The following is a 15,493-nucleotide window of genomic DNA, read 5'->3' as shown; positions in this document are numbered from 1 at the left end:
CGAGATTACATCCCGCCGGGATTTTTGAACGTTCCGATGATAATTGATGCAGACATAATGGTAACGCGAAACAAAATCCTAGCGGGATAAAATATTGGTAGCCCAAAAAAATACCACAATTTCCCTCAATCCTAGCGGGATGAAACAACATCCGTGATGCGATTAATGCAACACAAAAAAACACCGCCAAAAAAATATCACCAAAAAATTAGGGTAATGCATAGCAAAGTTGTCAGGAATGAAACTGTTAGCTATGAAAAATTTTATCCTGATCGTGATCGCTATGGCGGTCTTTTCTTCGGTGCGTGCGCAGCAACCGACTCAAATTGTTAAAGGGCGCATTATTGATGCGGAATCTCAGCAGCCCGTTATTGGCGCCAACATTGTTATCACTTCTATTAATCCTGTTATGGGTGGCGCCACCAATGTGGACGGGGACTTTCGGATTGAGCAGGTTCCGGTTGGGCGGCATGCATTCAAGATCACCAGCATCGGTTACGACGATGCTTTTTTGCAGGAAATCAATGTTGGTTCCGGGAAGGAAGTGGAGCTGAGTGTCAAACTTCGGGAGTCGTTTAAGGCATTGGACGAAGTCATTGTTAAGGCGCAAAAGGAGCATGGTGCGCCGCTGAATGACATGGTGAGCGTCAGCGGACGTTCTTTTACGGTTGATCAAACCAAGCGTTTTGCCGCATCCGTTAATGATCCGGCCCGGATGGCGCTGTCTTTCGCGGGCGTTGCCACCAATGATGACGGTAGCAATCAAATCATTATTCGCGGAAACAGCCCGAAAGGAATGTTATGGCGCATGGAAGGCGTTGAAATCCCTAATCCCAATCACTTTGGAGAGGAAGGATCGAGTGGGGGCGGCATTAGTGCACTAAGCGCCAATGTGCTGGGCAATTCCGATTTCCTGACGGGCGCTTTCCCTGCTGAATATGGCAATGCGACATCGGGTGTTTTTGATCTGAAACTGAGAAAAGGAAATAACGAAAAGCGCGAATATGCCTTGCAGGCTGGCGTGCTGGGACTTGATTTTGCCGCCGAAGGTCCTATTGGAGCAAAAGGAGGCGCTTCTTATCTGGCCAATTATCGTTATTCGACACTTTCGATTCTCACTAAAATGGGTCTGCAACTGGGCGATGGCACGACAGATTTTCAGGATGGCGCTTTCAAAATACACATTCCGTCGGACGACAAGTCAGTGGTCACGGTTTGGGGAATGGGTGGGATTAGTAAATCAAAAGACGATTCAGACGGCGAGAAAGAGGTTTTTACTTCGAACCGAGGCATGTTAGGGCTCAATTATCTCAGATATGTGAACAAAAAAACCTACATGGAAAGCATTATTTCATACGCAGGCACAAGCGTCAGCGATGACACGGATATCGGTGAAAAACAGATTTCGTATCGGCAAAGCTTTGTTAACCAGACACTTCGCGTTTCGACGCTTATCAATTATAAGCACAACGCCAGAAATACATTCCGTGCCGGTTTTATCATTAATCATCTTGACTTCAATCTTTTTGACAGAAATAATGAAAATGGTTCTTTTCAAACTAATCTGGATCAGAAGGGAAGCACGCAGCTTTATCAGGGTTATGGTCAGTTGAAATCGCGTATATCGCCAACTGTTACGGTTAATGCAGGCCTTCACGGCATGCTGCTCGGACTGAATGGCCAGTTTTCCTTGGAGCCGAGACTTGGTTTGAAATGGGCAATGGCACCAAGATCAACGGTTAGTTTCGGCGCTGGGCTGCATAGCAAAACAGAGTCGATCTCCACTTATTTTGCACAGGTTAATGGTGAAAACGGCAAAACTGCCCCGGTTAATAAAGACCTGAAACTGATGAAGTCTGCGCATTTTGTGGGAGGTTATGAGTTTCGTCCTTCTGCCAGCTGGCGGTTTTTGACGGAAGCTTATTATCAGCATCATTATAACGTGCCGATCAGTTCGCCCAACACAAACAAGCCCTATCTGCTTCACAATTCGCAGATTAATGAAATCAGTGGATTCACAAATGATTCGCTGATGAGTGACGGGAAAGGTCGCAGTTACGGGTTGGAGCTCACCATTGAAAAGTCGCTCACCGGCGGGATTTATATGATGAGTACGACTTCCTTATATGAAGCAAAATATACAGGAAGGGATGGAATTGAACGGGATAGCAGGTTCAACGGACGTTTTGTGCAAAATGTTTTGGCAGGAAAAGAATGGAAAGTTGGTAAAAACAAAACCAATGTATTCACTGCAAACATCAAAATGCTGGCTGCGGGTGGTAACCGCTTTACGCCGATTGACCTTGAAAAATCCAGGCAATCCGGTAAAACCGAACGCGACTGGACAAGGGCTTATTCGGCGCAATTGCCAACCTATTTCCGGTCGGACGTGCGTGTGAGTTACACCAGGAACAAACGGCGCACGGCATCGACCATATCTTTAGATCTGCAAAATGTGACCAATCGATTGAATGCATTTGACCAACATTATGATGCAAAGGATCAGGTTATCCGCACAACCACGCAGACGGGTTTGATCCCGGTCCTCAATTATCGACTTGAATTTTAAGCATTTTGCAAACAGTTCATCTTGATAATCCGTCGCTTCATCTGGCTAATTATCAAATCTGTCTGCATTGGCAAGCGTGACCGTTTAATCTGCATTAGTTTTGTCTAAGTCGCTTGAAAACAGGGCTGCAAAACTAATTTTTAATCTAAACCGAGAGAGATATGGAAACGCCACGCAATGAATTCCTTTGGAGAAAAGCCAAAAAAAGAGCAGCATTTAAAATGCATATGAGCACTTATCTGGTCGTTAATGCGGGTTTGTGGCTGCTGTGGCTTGCCACGTCATTCCCTAATTATGGAGGTCATCAGGTTCCGTGGCCATTATTCCCGATGTTAGGATGGGGAATAGGGCTGGCAACACATGGCATAGGCGCGTATGGAAATATGGATGAAAGAGGGCTTGCAGAAAGGGAATATGAGAAGTTGCTGCGTGGTTAACCGTTGTTTGGAATAGTTGTTTTAGGATATTGTTGAAAACATTTCAGATATCTAAATATAAAACAAACATGGAAAAGGACTTTCAGGACAAGGATGCGATCAAAAAGTTGAAATCACTGGCGGAAGACATCCGGTTTTGCATGTATACGACTTACACAAACGGGAAAATCGAGTCGCGTCCAATGACCACACTCGAAATAGATGATGAGGGAAATGCCTGGTTTTTTACAAAAAAACAAACTGAGATAGGAGATCCCTCAAATCAGGGCGAGCAGGTTACATTGATATATTCGGATCCGAAAAACAACTCGTATATCAGTGTTTCAGGAAATGCTGCGGTTGTGGAAAACGAAGCTAAAAAAGAAGAACTCTGGAATCCAATGTCGAAAGCATGGTTTCCCGAAGGAAAAGAAGATCCGAACCTGGTTGTGCTGAAAGTTACAACGGATGAGGCGGCTTACTGGGATGCAACTTCTTCGCAGATGGTTGTTTTCTTTTCAATGGTAAAAGCAGTCCTTACCGGCACAACGCCAGATGGCGGAGATCATGGAAAATTGAATTTAGCCTAAGAAATAAAATAGTTGGGTAAAAGATAAGGGGTTGATCATTTGATCAACCCCTTATCTTTTTAATCTGAAGATGAAGTGTAATGGCTTATTCTGCGCTTGCTTCTTCGTTTACATAAGTTTCAGCAAGTTCAGTCAATTTATGATCTGTTTCGCCTTCCTGATCCAATGTCATTTGCAGCATATCAGCTACATCTGAATGTCCAAGCGTGCGGGCAATGTTGCGTAATGTTCCATAAGAAGCGATTTCATAGTGCTCCACTTTTTGAGCCGCCATGATCAGTCCACAGTCACGAACCATTGTTCCTTTTTCTGTGCTGCTGATAATTTCATTCGCTTCTTCAATAAGGCCTTCCATAGCAGCGCATTTTTTTGCTTGCGCTTTTTCGCCTATTTGTTCGAAAATTTGTTCCAAACGAGCTGCATGTTCCTCTGTTTCAGTAGTGTGCTGCTCAAATGCCGCTTTCAATTCTTCCGAAGTTGCATTTTTAGACATTTTAACCAATGCTTTCGCCAGATTTTTTTCTGCCCAGTAAATATCTTTTAGTCCGTCAACGAAAAGTTCTTTTAGCTTGTCGCTGTCTGATTCTGTAATTTGATTAACGGGTTTGTTTTTAGTCGCTTTCATGATGTTGATATTTTTTAGATTGTTGGTTGACAGTGAAGGATAATATTATCCTGTTGCCCCGACCATCTTAAAATTCCGTACCAAACTCCCAATGTGCCTTAAAGCGGTTTTTTGTAATATTCGTGAAGACTTAACTACACATATACGTTCCCAAATGTTGTACAGAATAGCCCTGGATAAGATATGCCAGAAATTGAAACAGACCGTAATATGCGCTATTGGGCTTTGTTAAACCAAATCACCATTTCGTTTGGTCCCCGATTTGCCCAGGCATAATAGGGAATGAGGGTTACGTTCCCCGCCTCAGCTTTCAACACATTTACGCCTCCTAACAATGATTGCTGATAACTGGGAGCGAAAGTCTGGCTTTCTGAAATGGGGATATTAAGTGCTTTTCCATTGTTGTCGTGTCCTTCTGCACAATACAAAACAGGCCCGCGCTCAATGGCTATTTTCCCTTTGTTGCTTGCAATGCTGTCATTCGATATAATTTTCCTGACCGGCATATCCAGCGCAAGCTCGATCTGATCGCCTTTTTTCCAGTTTCTTGCGAGCTTAATGTAACCCTTCTCAATTGTTGCTGGCGTATTTTTTCCATTAACTCGCAGCACAACAGCCTTTGCTTCCTTATTTGTATAGGAATACAAGTTTCCAGGAATTGCCTCACCCGTTGCCCATCCCGGAATTCTTACGGAAAGCGTGAAGTTTGCAGGTTTCTCAGGTTCAATCAGCATTTTAATGTTCCCGTCCCAAGGGTAATTTGTCTGCTGCGAAATTTTTACTGCTTGCTTATTAACTGTCAGATTTGCTTCATTATCAGCAAATAAGTTGACGATCAGTTCATTGCCTTTTGTTGCATAAATGTAAGCAGGCATGGATGGTAAAAATCTTGAAACATTCGTGGGGCAGCAAGCCGTCCCAAACCAAGACTGGCGCTCCGCACCGGTTCCTTTGTTAAAATCATTGACACCATTGGAAGCCATCGGATTAACGTAGAAGAATTTGTCGCCGGAAACTGACATTCCTCCCAAAAAGCCATTGTAAAGCACGCGTTCGAAGACGTCCATATATTTGGATTCGCCTGTATAAAGATACATTTTGTGGTTCCAAAGCATGTTTGCAATCGCTGCACAGGTTTCTGCGTAAGCATTATCATTGGGCAAAACATAAGCTTTGTCAAATGCTTCCCCATCTTCCCGGGCGCCTACGCCGCCGGTTACATATTGTTTCCGCTCGGTGGCATCATTCCATATTTCGTGAATTGCATGGCTATGCGCAGGTTCGTCCTCAATTGTGAGCATGTCCGCAACGGCTGTGTATAAATATTGCGCGCGAACCGCATGTCCAACCGCCTCTTTCTGTTTTACAAATGGAACCTGATCCTGAAAATAAGCCGGACCAAGTTTGTGCTCATCCAGATAAAGTGCACGCTTATCGGACCTGCCACGCATGTCGATGAAAAACTTCGAAAGGTCGAGATATTCTTTTTTGCCGGTTGTGCGGTAAAGTCTGATCAATGCGATTTCAATTTCCTGGTGCCCCGGAACCACAACGAGCTGGCCCGGATTCGGGCCGAATGTTTTGACAAGGTGATCCGCGTTTTTAATCGCCACGTCCAGCAAATTCCTTTTTCCGGTCGCTTCGTAATGGGCAATGGCCGCTTCATAAAGGTGCCCCACATTGTAGAGTTCATGGCTGCCGTTTTCAAAACCATATCTATATGGACCAGCGATCCAGTCATAAGAACCGGTTGTATCCTTATTAATCGTGCGGATTGTATATAAATAGCCGTCCGGCTCCTGTGCAGCTGCGAAAAGTGTGATCAGGCTGTCCAGATAATGATCCAGTTTCGGATCATATTGATTTTGCAAAACATATGAAGCGCCTTCCACCACTTTGAAGACGTCAGAGTCGTTGAAACGGACACCTTCAAATTTTCCTTTCTTTAAGCCGCCTGCAACAGCAAAATTATCGATCCGGCCCGATTCCTCGCATTGCTGCAATGCATGCGGAACCGTCACGCTTTCTGCCGTTTCAACGCGGTTATGCCAGAAGCCTTGTTTTGTTTTTACATTTTTAAGCGGAACAGGAGCGATTTTATTTTCCTGTGAAAAAGACAGATTATAGCAAAACAGAAGGGATATGATCGAAAGAAATTTGGTCATTATGAGAATAAATTGATTAAAAAATGAGTCTCTTTATCCAGCTATAACCCAAAAAACATGCCACTTACAGCCCGTATTTCTCCATTCTTCGGTAAAGCGCTGCGCGGCTCAAACCCAGCTCACGGGCAGCATCAGTGATATTTCCGTTGAAGCGCTTCATTGCTTTTACGATCAATGTCTTCTCCATGTCTTCCAGATCGAAGCCCGTCGCCGTTGTAGGCTGTCCGCCAGAGCTTTTCAGGAAAAGATCATCAGGCTGCAATGTTTTTTCCTGCGAAAGGATCACGGCACGTTCGATGGCATGCTGCAATTCGCGGATGTTGCCCGGCCAGTTGTATTGCTGCATTTTCTTGATCAATGCGCTGCTAATGTCGTTAACCGGGCGGTTGTATTTCTTGCCATATTGTTTGAGATAATATTCGGCAAGAGCGCTAATATCTTCGGGACGCTCGCGCAAAGGCGGCAAATCCAGCTCAATAGTGTTGATCCTGTAAAGCAAATCCTGGCGGAATGTTTTCTCAGTTACCATTTTTTCAATGTTCATATTGGTCGCGCAGAGCAAGCGAACGTCTAATGCAATGGGCTTGTTGGATCCGACGCGCGTAACACGCCGCTCTTGAATGACCGTCAGTAACTTGGCTTGCAACGATAATGATAAGTTGCCGATTTCGTCGAGGAAAATCGTTCCGCCTTTGGCTTCCTCAAATCTTCCCGCGCGGTCTTCCTTTGCATCTGTAAATGCGCCCTTAACGTGCCCGAAAAGCTCGCTTTCAAACAAACTTTCGCTTAATGCACCCAGATCCACCACGACGAATGGCTTGTCCGCACGCTTTGAATGTTGGTGGATATGCTTGGCCAGCTGCGTTTTTCCTGTCCCGTTCTCGCCCAGTATCAGCACATTAGCATCTGTGGCTGCAACGCGCTCGGCTGTTGTGAGGACCTGCCTCATGGATTCACTGGAAGCAACAATTGCCTCACCGGCTGCTTTCCCTTTTTTGCCGTCGTCTTTTGACTTTTCTTCGACAATAGCCAGCATTTTCTCGCCGCCGCCTTCCACTGCTCCGCTAATGGTTGCGAGCAATTTATCGTTTTCCCAGGGCTTCAATACAAAGTCTGTCGCACCAGCTTTAATGGCGCGAATGGCCATTTCAATGTCTCCGTAAGCGGTAATCATGATGACCTTTGAAGCTGGCTTAATGTCCAGGATCCGGTCGAGCCAATGAAATCCCTCGCGTCCGCTGTTCACGTCGCGCGTGAAATTCATATCCAGCAGGATCAGGTTGTAATCGCCGTTAGTGACCAGGAAAGGCAGTTTTTGGGGGTTCTTTTCAATGTCAACCGTTTTAGCGTGCCGTTTTAATAATAATTTGGCAGCACTTAGTACGTCGACATCGTCATCGATGATCAGGATTTTAGCTTCAGAGAGTTGCATGGCTGTTTGTGGGGTTCGAAAGGGTAAATCCCTTCAATGGCAATTGTGGCTGTAAGATAGTAGATGCAATTTGAAATTTAATTTTATAACGAGCTAAAAAAGTAACTATTTTACCCTAATAAGCCTCAAAAACGCTTGTCCGCACACGAACAAAGTTGTCCATTATCGGACATTTTAAGCGGTTTTAAATAAGGTTAATGTATTGATATTAAAGCTTTTGAAGGGCATAGTCTTCTTTGGCATAGGGATTGGATAGTAATGATCAAAGTTTAACAGCGAATCCAATCACCAACATATAATGGAAGTCAAAACACCTAACTCATCCAGCACCGGTAACAACGGTTTCACGGGGGCTCGACAATGGACAAAATCAAGCCGAAAAAATTCTGGAACACCCAACGTATCGGCATAATCGCGGGTAGCACGCTGCTAGTGGCATTTTTAGTATATCAATTTTTCTTTGCAGACAAACGCAGCAAGCTTAATGTCGAGCAAGATAAGCTAACGGTTTCAACTGTTAAGCAAGGAAAATTCGACGAATTCATCGTCGTTACTGGCGTTGTTCAGCCGCTGAAAACGATCCAGCTTGATGCAATTGTAGGAGGTTATGTAACAGAAAAATTGATCGAAGGTGGTAACATGGTAAAGCAAGGCGATGTGTTGCTGAAACTGGAAAACCAAAACCTTAAACTGAGCTTCCTGCAATCAGAAACAGAGGCCAGCCGATTGGTTAATGACTTACAAAATACGCGCCAGAGCTTACGCATTGCACGATTTAACCTGCAAAAAACATTAAGTGAACTTGATTTCCAGATCGACCAAGCGAAAGATGCGCATGACCGCAACACCAAGCTTTATAAGGGACAAAGTCATCCCGGATGCAGATTATCTGAAAACAAAAAGAGAATTTGAACGGCTTACCAAGCAGCGTGACATTGAAGTTGAATCTCAGAAATATCAGGAGGAAAACTCTAAAATGCAGATCACGCAACTTGAAGGAACATTGGCCAGCACACAGAAAAACGTAAATCTTTGGAGACAAACACTTGAAAATCTATCAGTTAAGGCGCCTGTTTCCGGTTTGCTTTCTTCTATGAATGTTGAAGTGGGATCGAACATTAACCAAGGTCAGAACATTGGCCAGATCGATGATTTGAATGGTTTCAAAATGCGTGTCAGTGTCGATGAACATTACATTTCAAGGATCTTTGCCGGATTGCAAGGTTCAATGGAGTTCAACGGAAAAGATTACGGTTTGAAGATCATTAAAATATATCCTGAGGTGCTTAGCGGCAGATTTGAAGTGGATATGCAGTTTGACAAAGGCGCTCCCGAATTGATCAAAAGAGGGCAATCGAGCTCCGATCCGCCTGCAACTTGGACAACCTTCTCAGGCAACATTGCTTCCGGTGGGCGGCTTCTTCTCTGAAACTGGCGGAAACTGGGTTTATGTAGTCGGCGAAGACGGCAAGCGTGCAGCAAAACGTAAAATCACCCTGGGCCGTAAAAACCCCGAATATTTCGAAGTGCTTGAAGGTTTGCAGCCAGGTGAAAAAGTAATTACCAGCTCATACGAAAACTTCGGAGACAACGAAGTGCTGGAATTTTAAAATTTAACTCTATCTAGTAAGCAATTAATTAGTCAATCATAGCCAAAGAAACCCAATGATTAAAATTAGCAACCTTCATAAGATTTTTTCTACTGAGGAAGTAGAAACCACTGCCCTGAACGGCATAGACATGGATGTAAAAGATGGTGAGTTTGTCGCGATCATGGGACCATCCGGTTGTGGAAAATCCACCTTATTAAATATCCTGGGGCTGCTGGATAATCCGAGCGAAGGTTCCTACGAATTTTATGGAACAGAAGTGGCGAAAATGTCTGAAAGACAGCGTGCGCAGATCCGCAAAGGAAACATTGGTTTTGTGTTTCAAAGTTTTAACCTGATCGACGAACTTACTGTTTATGAGAATGTTGAACTTCCATTGCTTTATTTGAAAACACCTCCTGCAGAACGGAAAGAAAAAGTAGAAGCAGCACTTACCCGCATGAATATGATGCACCGCCGCAACCACTTTCCACAGCAGCTTTCGGGTGGACAGCAGCAAAGAACTGCCATCGCAAGAGCCGTAGTAGCAACGCCAAAAACAATCCTTGCGGATGAGCCTACGGGTAACCTTGACTCCAAAAATGGAGAAGAAGTGATGAATTTGTTAAGCCAGTTGAATGCAGCAGGAACAACGATTCTGATGGTTACCCACTCACCGTATGACGCCGGTTTTGCGCATCGCATTGTCAATCTTTTTGACGGCAAAATCGTAACAGAAAAAGTGCACGTATAGCATAGGCAGGCTGGTTTCAAACTAAATACCAAATCTGACCATGAAAAAAATTCTTACAATCCTCCTCGCCAGCGTATCCACGCTGGCGATTGCGCAAAAGAAAATAAATTTGAGCCGAAGCATCGACGACGACGGTAAAACGATGTCGATCCGTGTTACCGGCTCCATTGACGGAAAGGTGGTTGATGATGACCATCAGCAGAATGCCACTGTCATTGGAGACAATGGTTATTCCAAACAAGTTAGATTCAATCAGGAATCAGGTGAGCTCTTTCTAAAATATGAATTTGTCAAGCATAATGAAGAGTTTATTTTTGAAAAAACAGTCAACGCGGCTGACAAATCAGAACAAGAACGTCAGCAAATTATTGACGATTTCGAGGTAGAGATAGAGCTTCCCGGGCGGAGCATTTAATAATTCTCACATGCTGCAAAATTACATTAAGATCGCATGGCGAAACCTGCGGAAGCACAAGTTTTACTCGTTTCTCAACATTTTCGGCCTTGCATTGGGTCTCGCAAGTTGCTTGCTCATTACGCTTTATGTTGTAGACGAGCTCAGCTACGATAAGTCTTTTGCGCATGCAGCCCGCATTTACAGGGTGAATGCGGAAATTAGGTTTGGCGGATCAGATATGAACCTCGCCGTTGCGCCAGACCCGATGGCGTTTACACTTCAAAAAGATTATCCGCAGATCGAAGCAGTAGCCAGATTGCGCTCCACCGGCAGTTTTCTCGTCCGCCAGACCGGTTCGCTCAATAATTTAAAAGAAGATCAGGTCGTATATGCGGATTCCACATTCTTTAAAGTTTTCTCTCAACCGCTTATTGCAGGCGATGCCAAAAGTGTGCTTTCGGAGCCAAACACAATGGTTATCTCCGAAAGGGATGCAGTAAAATATTTTGGCAAAGAAAATCCTGTTGGCAAAACACTTTTACTTGACAACACGCAGACATATACGGTGACGGGTGTGATGCAAAATATGCCATCACATTCACATTTTCATACGCTTAACATGCTACTCTCGATGAGTTCTTCGGAAGAAAGCAGGCAGAACAATTGGGGCAGCCATAATTTCAACACTTATCTGCTTTTAAAAGATGGCGTTGATGCGCAGGCTTTTGAAAAGAATTTTGACACGGTTCTTGAAAAATACACGGGCAAATGGGTGCAGCAGATCATGGGCGCTTCTATGGACCAAATGCGTAAATCGGGAAGCTACATTCGATATTCGCTGATGCCGCTCACTGCCATTCACCTGAATTCGGATCGCACGGCCGAAATCAGTGCAAATGGTAACATTCAATATGTTTATATTTTTGCGGTTGTTGCCGTTTTCCTGCTTGTGATTGCCTGCGTCAATTTTATGAACCTCGCCACTGCACGTTCTTCCAACCGGGCGAAGGAAGTGGGTGTACGAAAAGCATTAGGCTCAGAACGCTCGGCGCTGATCAGCCAGTTTTTAACAGAAGCCATTTTATTAAGTTTCCTTTCTCTGGCATTTGCACTCGTAATCGCATACGCAACGCTGCCCCTTTTCAATAACCTGGCCAGCAAAGAAATTGAATTCCCATTTACTAACCCTTTGTTTTGGACGATCGCAATTCTGACTGGCGGCTTGGTGGGCCTCCTGGCTGGTAGTTATCCGGCCTTTTTTCTGTCTGCTTTCAAGCCTCTTAAAGTGCTTAAAAACACCATTGCGCTTGAAGGAAAAGGTGGATATCTGCGCAATTCGCTTGTCGTGTTCCAGTTCATGATTTCCGTGATGCTTATCGTTGGCACCGGGGTGATTTTCAGGCAGCTCAATTATATTCAGACGAAGACATTGGGATTTGACAAAGATCAGGTGCTCATCATTAATGACGCTTATGCGCTTGATAAACAGGCAGAGGCATTTAAAAACGAGGTTTTACAACTTCCTAATGTCGCTGGCGGCACCATTACAAGCTTCCTGCCCACACCTTCGTCCCGGACAGATCATACATTCTTTCCAGCGGGACAATTGCAGCAGGATAAGGGAATAAATATGCAATTCTGGGCTGTGGACGATGATTTTATCAGCACGCTTGATCTGAAAATGAAAAACGGCCGAGCTTTTCGCAATGATTTTCCTTCCGATTCGTCAGGCATTATCATTAATGAAACGGCGGCCAAGATCCTGGGTTACGCTGACCCGGTTGGCAAACGGATTTTTTCTCTGGACCCTAACAATGCAGACGACAAGTCGTATTATACGATCATCGGTGTTGTGAAAAACTTCCACTTCGAATCGCTGCGCAAAAATATCGGCGCGCTTAGCCTTACACTTAAACCGAGTTCGGGAACGGTCGCCGTGCGGCTGAAAGGAAATGATGTGGTCCAGACTGTCAAGCAAATTGAAAGTTTATGGAAGAAAATTGCACCCGGACAACCGTTCAGTTACCGGTTTATGGATGAAGATTTTGATAACGTATATAGGGGAGAGCAACGTGTCGGACAAATTTTTATAACATTTGCTGTAATCTCGATCATTATCGGTTGCCTTGGACTGTTTGGCCTTTCAGCTTACACCGCCGAGCGGAGGACAAAGGAAATTGGTGTGCGGAAAGTGTTGGGAGCTAGCGTATCTAACATTGTGGGACTGCTTTCCAAAGACTTTATCAAACTCGTTCTAATTGCCATCATAATTGGGTGCCCGGTTGCCTGGTACGGCATGAGCAATTGGCTTCAAGGATTTGCTTACCACATTGATCTGTCGTGGTGGATGTTTGCCGGAGCCGGCTTGCTGGCCATCGTAATCGCCTTGCTGACAGTAAGTTTCCAAAGTATCAAAGCCGCTCTGATGAATCCTGTAAAGAGCTTGCGGAGTGAGTGAGAGGACGGCAGACTTCACAATCTAACATACCATTCCAGCCATGATCAAGAACTATTTTAAAATTGCAGTCCGCAATTTGACAAGGAATAAAATTTTCTCATTTATTAACATTGCAGGCTTATCGCTTGGGTTAACCTGCTGCATGTTAATCGTCCTTTACACCAAAGACGAGGTAAGTTTCGACCGCTTTCAGGAAAAAAAGGATCAGCTCTTCCGGATCAAAGTAACGTTGTCGGATAGCCGCGAAACGCGGACCCTGGGCAGCACGAACACGATTCATGGTCCCAGTTTCAAGCAGGAAATTCCTGAAATTAAGGAGATTGTGCGGGCGCAGAGCAATTCATTTGTTACCAGAAAAGGCAATGAGCTGCTAAGCGAAGAAATCCTTTTTGCTGATAATAATTTCTTCACCGTATTTTCAATGCCGCTTATCGCAGGTGATCCTAAAACGGTGCTTTCTAATGTCAATTCCATTGTTTTAACAGAAGAAGTGGCTGAGAAATATTTTAATACAAAAGATGCAGTCGGTAAAACGATGGAGCTGAAAGTCGGTGATAATTTTGAAAAACTGATTGTTTCCGGCATTGCCAAAAAGTGTCCGCAAAACTCATCCATTCAATTCGGTGCGATCATTCCTTTTGAGTTGCAAATTGTAAGAGGCTGGACTGATCAGGATTGGTTGGGCTTTTACATGAACACATTTGTGCTTCTTCATGAAAAAGCGGATCACCGTGCAGTTGTTCCCAAATTGAATCAGGTTTTTAAGACAAAATCAGCGGAAGAAATCAGTAAGATTAAGGGTTTTGACCAAAAGATCAGTTTCAACCTGCAACCATTTCTGGACATTCACCTGGATAGCGAAGTTGGTGATGTCCGAAACGGGCTAGGACGAGGCAGCAGCCCGATTTACTCTTACATTCTTTCCGGAATCGCGATTTTTATCCTGTTGATTGCTTGTATCAATTTCGTAAATCTCACTGTTGCGCGTTCATTGAACCGTGCAAAGGAAATTGGCATTCGGAAAGTTGTCGGAAGTCAGCGTAAGCAGTTGATGTATCAGTTTTTGGGAGAGTCCTTCCTGCTATCTTTCATTGCATTTGCTTTTGCAATCGTGTTGACAATCACAGTTTTGCCTACATTTAATGAGTTGGCTAATAAGCAATTGGCATTGTCTTATCTTTTCGACATTAAGCTTGTTTCCGGATATGTTGCATTGTTTTTGGTAACAGGCATGATCGCAGGTTTTTATCCGGCTTTGGTGCTTTCTGGGTTCAGTCCTGCACAAACATTGTACAACCGCACAAAGCTTACACAAAAGAATTACCTCACAAAAGGTTTGGTTGTGTTTCAATTCGCCCTTTCCGTTTGTCTGGTTATAGGCACGCTCGTCGTTTATTCACAATTCCAATATTTGACAAACAAAGATTTAGGCTATAATGATGAAAATCTGATGAGTTTCAGCTTAGGGCGTGGCATGGCTGGTGAAAAATATCTGGATGTGGTTAAAAACGAGCTCGAAAATATGGCGGGCATCAAAAAAGTTGCGGCTTTTAATGGCAATTATAACGGAACATTAGCTGAGATAGAGTCCGGAAAGATTGGTTTTGGTTATATAGGCGTTGACGAGGATTTCTTGAAAACATTGGAAATCCCGATTGTCAAAGGCCGGAATTTTTCCAAGAGCTTTCCATCTGATCCGGTGCAGTCGGTTGTTGTCAATGAGTCGTTTGTGAAGGAAGCAGGCTGGAAAGATCCGATTGGTAAAGAAGTGAATTTTGAGTGGAAAAATCAGCGGTTCAAGGTTATCGGCGTCATTGCGGATTATCATTATGCTTCGCTTAAAGACACCATTAAGCCGCTGCTGCTTACGCAGGACCCCAATTACGGTTTGAGCACATTGTTTTTGAAATTGAGCAGCGGCAAGACGGTTGAGACAGTCAAAGCCATCGAAAAAGTATTCCGCAAGCATGTCCCTTACATGCCTTTCGATTACCAGTTTGAAGATGTTAAAAATCAAAAACGATACGAATCCGAAGCGAAGTGGAAAGAAATGATTACGCTTGCGGCTATGCTCTCGATATTCGTTTCCTGCATTGGCCTTTTCGGGCTTGCGACATTCAATGCCGAAACCCGTGTAAAGGAAATCGGCATCCGCAAAGTCCTTGGCGCTTCGGTAGCCAGCATTGCCGCGCTGTTATCTTCGGACTTTATCAAACTGGTGCTCATTGCCATTATCGTCGCACTGCCGATTTCTTATTACGCCGTTAATATATGGTTGCAGGATTTCCCATATCGCATCGATATTTCCTGGTGGTATTTCGCGGCATCCGCCCTTTTGGCTATCGTTGTTGCCTTGCTCACAGTCGGATATCAAAGTCTGCGAACGGCCATGCTGGACCCTGTGAAGTCGTTGAGGAGTGAATAGTTATCACCGCGTGAGTTTGAAGTATCATAATCGAGATGACGGTGGGATGGTCATAGAATATTTGTTAATTTTG

General features: G+C 44.2%; 10 protein-coding genes and 1 pseudogene. 8 read left to right on the top strand and 3 right to left on the bottom strand.

The genetic code is table 11. From position 1 onward, the window contains the following. The first annotated feature begins 253 nt into the window (after nucleotides 1-253). The 3 genes from AC0IYG_RS27390 to AC0IYG_RS27380 all read left to right on the top strand — a co-directional run bounded on the left by AC0IYG_RS27390 (nucleotide 254) and on the right by AC0IYG_RS27380 (nucleotide 3,575). Entirely contained in the window at nucleotides 254-2,569 is a 2,316-nt protein-coding gene (locus AC0IYG_RS27390) for a TonB-dependent receptor (protein WP_471714270.1), read from the top strand. A 161-nt stretch (nucleotides 2,570-2,730) separates the two neighbouring features. Next, complete coding sequence (locus AC0IYG_RS27385) at nucleotides 2,731-3,006, top strand: 2TM domain-containing protein (protein WP_471714269.1); 276 nt, start codon at nucleotides 2,731-2,733, stop codon at nucleotides 3,004-3,006. A gap of 68 nt (nucleotides 3,007-3,074) precedes the next feature. Further along, nucleotides 3,075-3,575: a pyridoxamine 5'-phosphate oxidase family protein gene (locus tag AC0IYG_RS27380; protein WP_471714268.1), complete on the top strand. Its 501-nt coding sequence runs from the start codon at nucleotides 3,075-3,077 to the stop codon at nucleotides 3,573-3,575. Between the two features lie 85 nt (nucleotides 3,576-3,660). Here AC0IYG_RS27380 and AC0IYG_RS27375 read toward each other — a convergent pair whose 3' ends face one another. The 3 genes from AC0IYG_RS27375 to AC0IYG_RS27365 form a co-directional block, all read right to left on the bottom strand. Then, entirely contained in the window at nucleotides 3,661-4,200 is a 540-nt protein-coding gene (locus tag AC0IYG_RS27375; RefSeq protein ID WP_471714267.1) for a YciE/YciF ferroxidase family protein, read from the bottom strand. 215 nt (nucleotides 4,201-4,415) lie between these two features. After that, on the bottom strand, nucleotides 4,416-6,365 hold the full coding sequence (locus tag AC0IYG_RS27370) for a glycoside hydrolase family 127 protein (RefSeq protein ID WP_471714266.1): 1,950 nt from the start codon (nucleotides 6,363-6,365) through the stop codon (nucleotides 4,416-4,418). Between the two features lie 64 nt (nucleotides 6,366-6,429). Then, complete coding sequence (locus AC0IYG_RS27365) at nucleotides 6,430-7,797, bottom strand: sigma-54-dependent transcriptional regulator (RefSeq protein ID WP_471714265.1); 1,368 nt, start codon at nucleotides 7,795-7,797, stop codon at nucleotides 6,430-6,432. Between the two features lie 360 nt (nucleotides 7,798-8,157). On the opposite strand from AC0IYG_RS27365, the pseudogene AC0IYG_RS27360 reads away from it, so the two are divergent. From AC0IYG_RS27360 to AC0IYG_RS27340, 5 genes and pseudogenes are all read left to right on the top strand, one after another. After that, nucleotides 8,158-9,407 (top strand): annotated as a pseudogene (locus AC0IYG_RS27360) (efflux RND transporter periplasmic adaptor subunit). A gap of 55 nt (nucleotides 9,408-9,462) precedes the next feature. Next, nucleotides 9,463-10,140, top strand: a complete 678-nt coding sequence (locus AC0IYG_RS27355) for an ABC transporter ATP-binding protein (protein WP_026632278.1) — start codon at nucleotides 9,463-9,465, stop codon at nucleotides 10,138-10,140. 40 nt (nucleotides 10,141-10,180) lie between these two features. Further along, nucleotides 10,181-10,555, top strand: a complete 375-nt coding sequence (locus tag AC0IYG_RS27350) for a hypothetical protein (RefSeq protein ID WP_471714264.1) — start codon at nucleotides 10,181-10,183, stop codon at nucleotides 10,553-10,555. A gap of 10 nt (nucleotides 10,556-10,565) precedes the next feature. Beyond that, the gene (locus AC0IYG_RS27345; protein WP_471714263.1) at nucleotides 10,566-12,995 is read left to right on the top strand and encodes an ABC transporter permease; all 2,430 of its coding nucleotides are present in this window, start codon (nucleotides 10,566-10,568) and stop codon (nucleotides 12,993-12,995) included. A 40-nt stretch (nucleotides 12,996-13,035) separates the two neighbouring features. After that, nucleotides 13,036-15,420 carry an ABC transporter permease gene (locus AC0IYG_RS27340; protein WP_471714262.1) on the top strand — a complete coding sequence of 795 codons (2,385 nt, stop codon included), beginning with the start codon at nucleotides 13,036-13,038 and terminating at the stop codon, nucleotides 15,418-15,420. Nucleotides 15,421-15,493: the final 73 nt, after the last annotated feature.

Source organism: Dyadobacter sp. AC419 (genome assembly GCF_979253085.1).
Note: the sequence above shows the minus strand (reverse complement) of the source record. Positions and strands in the feature narration are given on the sequence as shown.

What these genes read in the sequence shown, in the direction of transcription:
- AC0IYG_RS27375 (WP_471714267.1), bottom strand. Translation starts at nt 4,200, where the DNA reads ATGAAAGCGACTAAAAACAAACCCGTTAATCAAATTACAGAATCAGAC.
- AC0IYG_RS27350 (WP_471714264.1), top strand. Translation starts at nt 10,181, where the DNA reads ATGAAAAAAATTCTTACAATCCTCCTCGCCAGCGTATCCACGCTGGCG.
- AC0IYG_RS27370 (WP_471714266.1), bottom strand. Translation starts at nt 6,365, where the DNA reads ATGACCAAATTTCTTTCGATCATATCCCTTCTGTTTTGCTATAATCTG.
- AC0IYG_RS27380 (WP_471714268.1), top strand. Translation starts at nt 3,075, where the DNA reads ATGGAAAAGGACTTTCAGGACAAGGATGCGATCAAAAAGTTGAAATCA.
- AC0IYG_RS27365 (WP_471714265.1), bottom strand. Translation starts at nt 7,797, where the DNA reads ATGCAACTCTCTGAAGCTAAAATCCTGATCATCGATGACGATGTCGAC.
- AC0IYG_RS27355 (WP_026632278.1), top strand. Translation starts at nt 9,463, where the DNA reads ATGATTAAAATTAGCAACCTTCATAAGATTTTTTCTACTGAGGAAGTA.
- AC0IYG_RS27385 (WP_471714269.1), top strand. Translation starts at nt 2,731, where the DNA reads ATGGAAACGCCACGCAATGAATTCCTTTGGAGAAAAGCCAAAAAAAGA.
- AC0IYG_RS27340 (WP_471714262.1), top strand. Translation starts at nt 13,036, where the DNA reads ATGATCAAGAACTATTTTAAAATTGCAGTCCGCAATTTGACAAGGAAT.
- AC0IYG_RS27345 (WP_471714263.1), top strand. Translation starts at nt 10,566, where the DNA reads ATGCTGCAAAATTACATTAAGATCGCATGGCGAAACCTGCGGAAGCAC.
- AC0IYG_RS27390 (WP_471714270.1), top strand. Translation starts at nt 254, where the DNA reads ATGAAAAATTTTATCCTGATCGTGATCGCTATGGCGGTCTTTTCTTCG.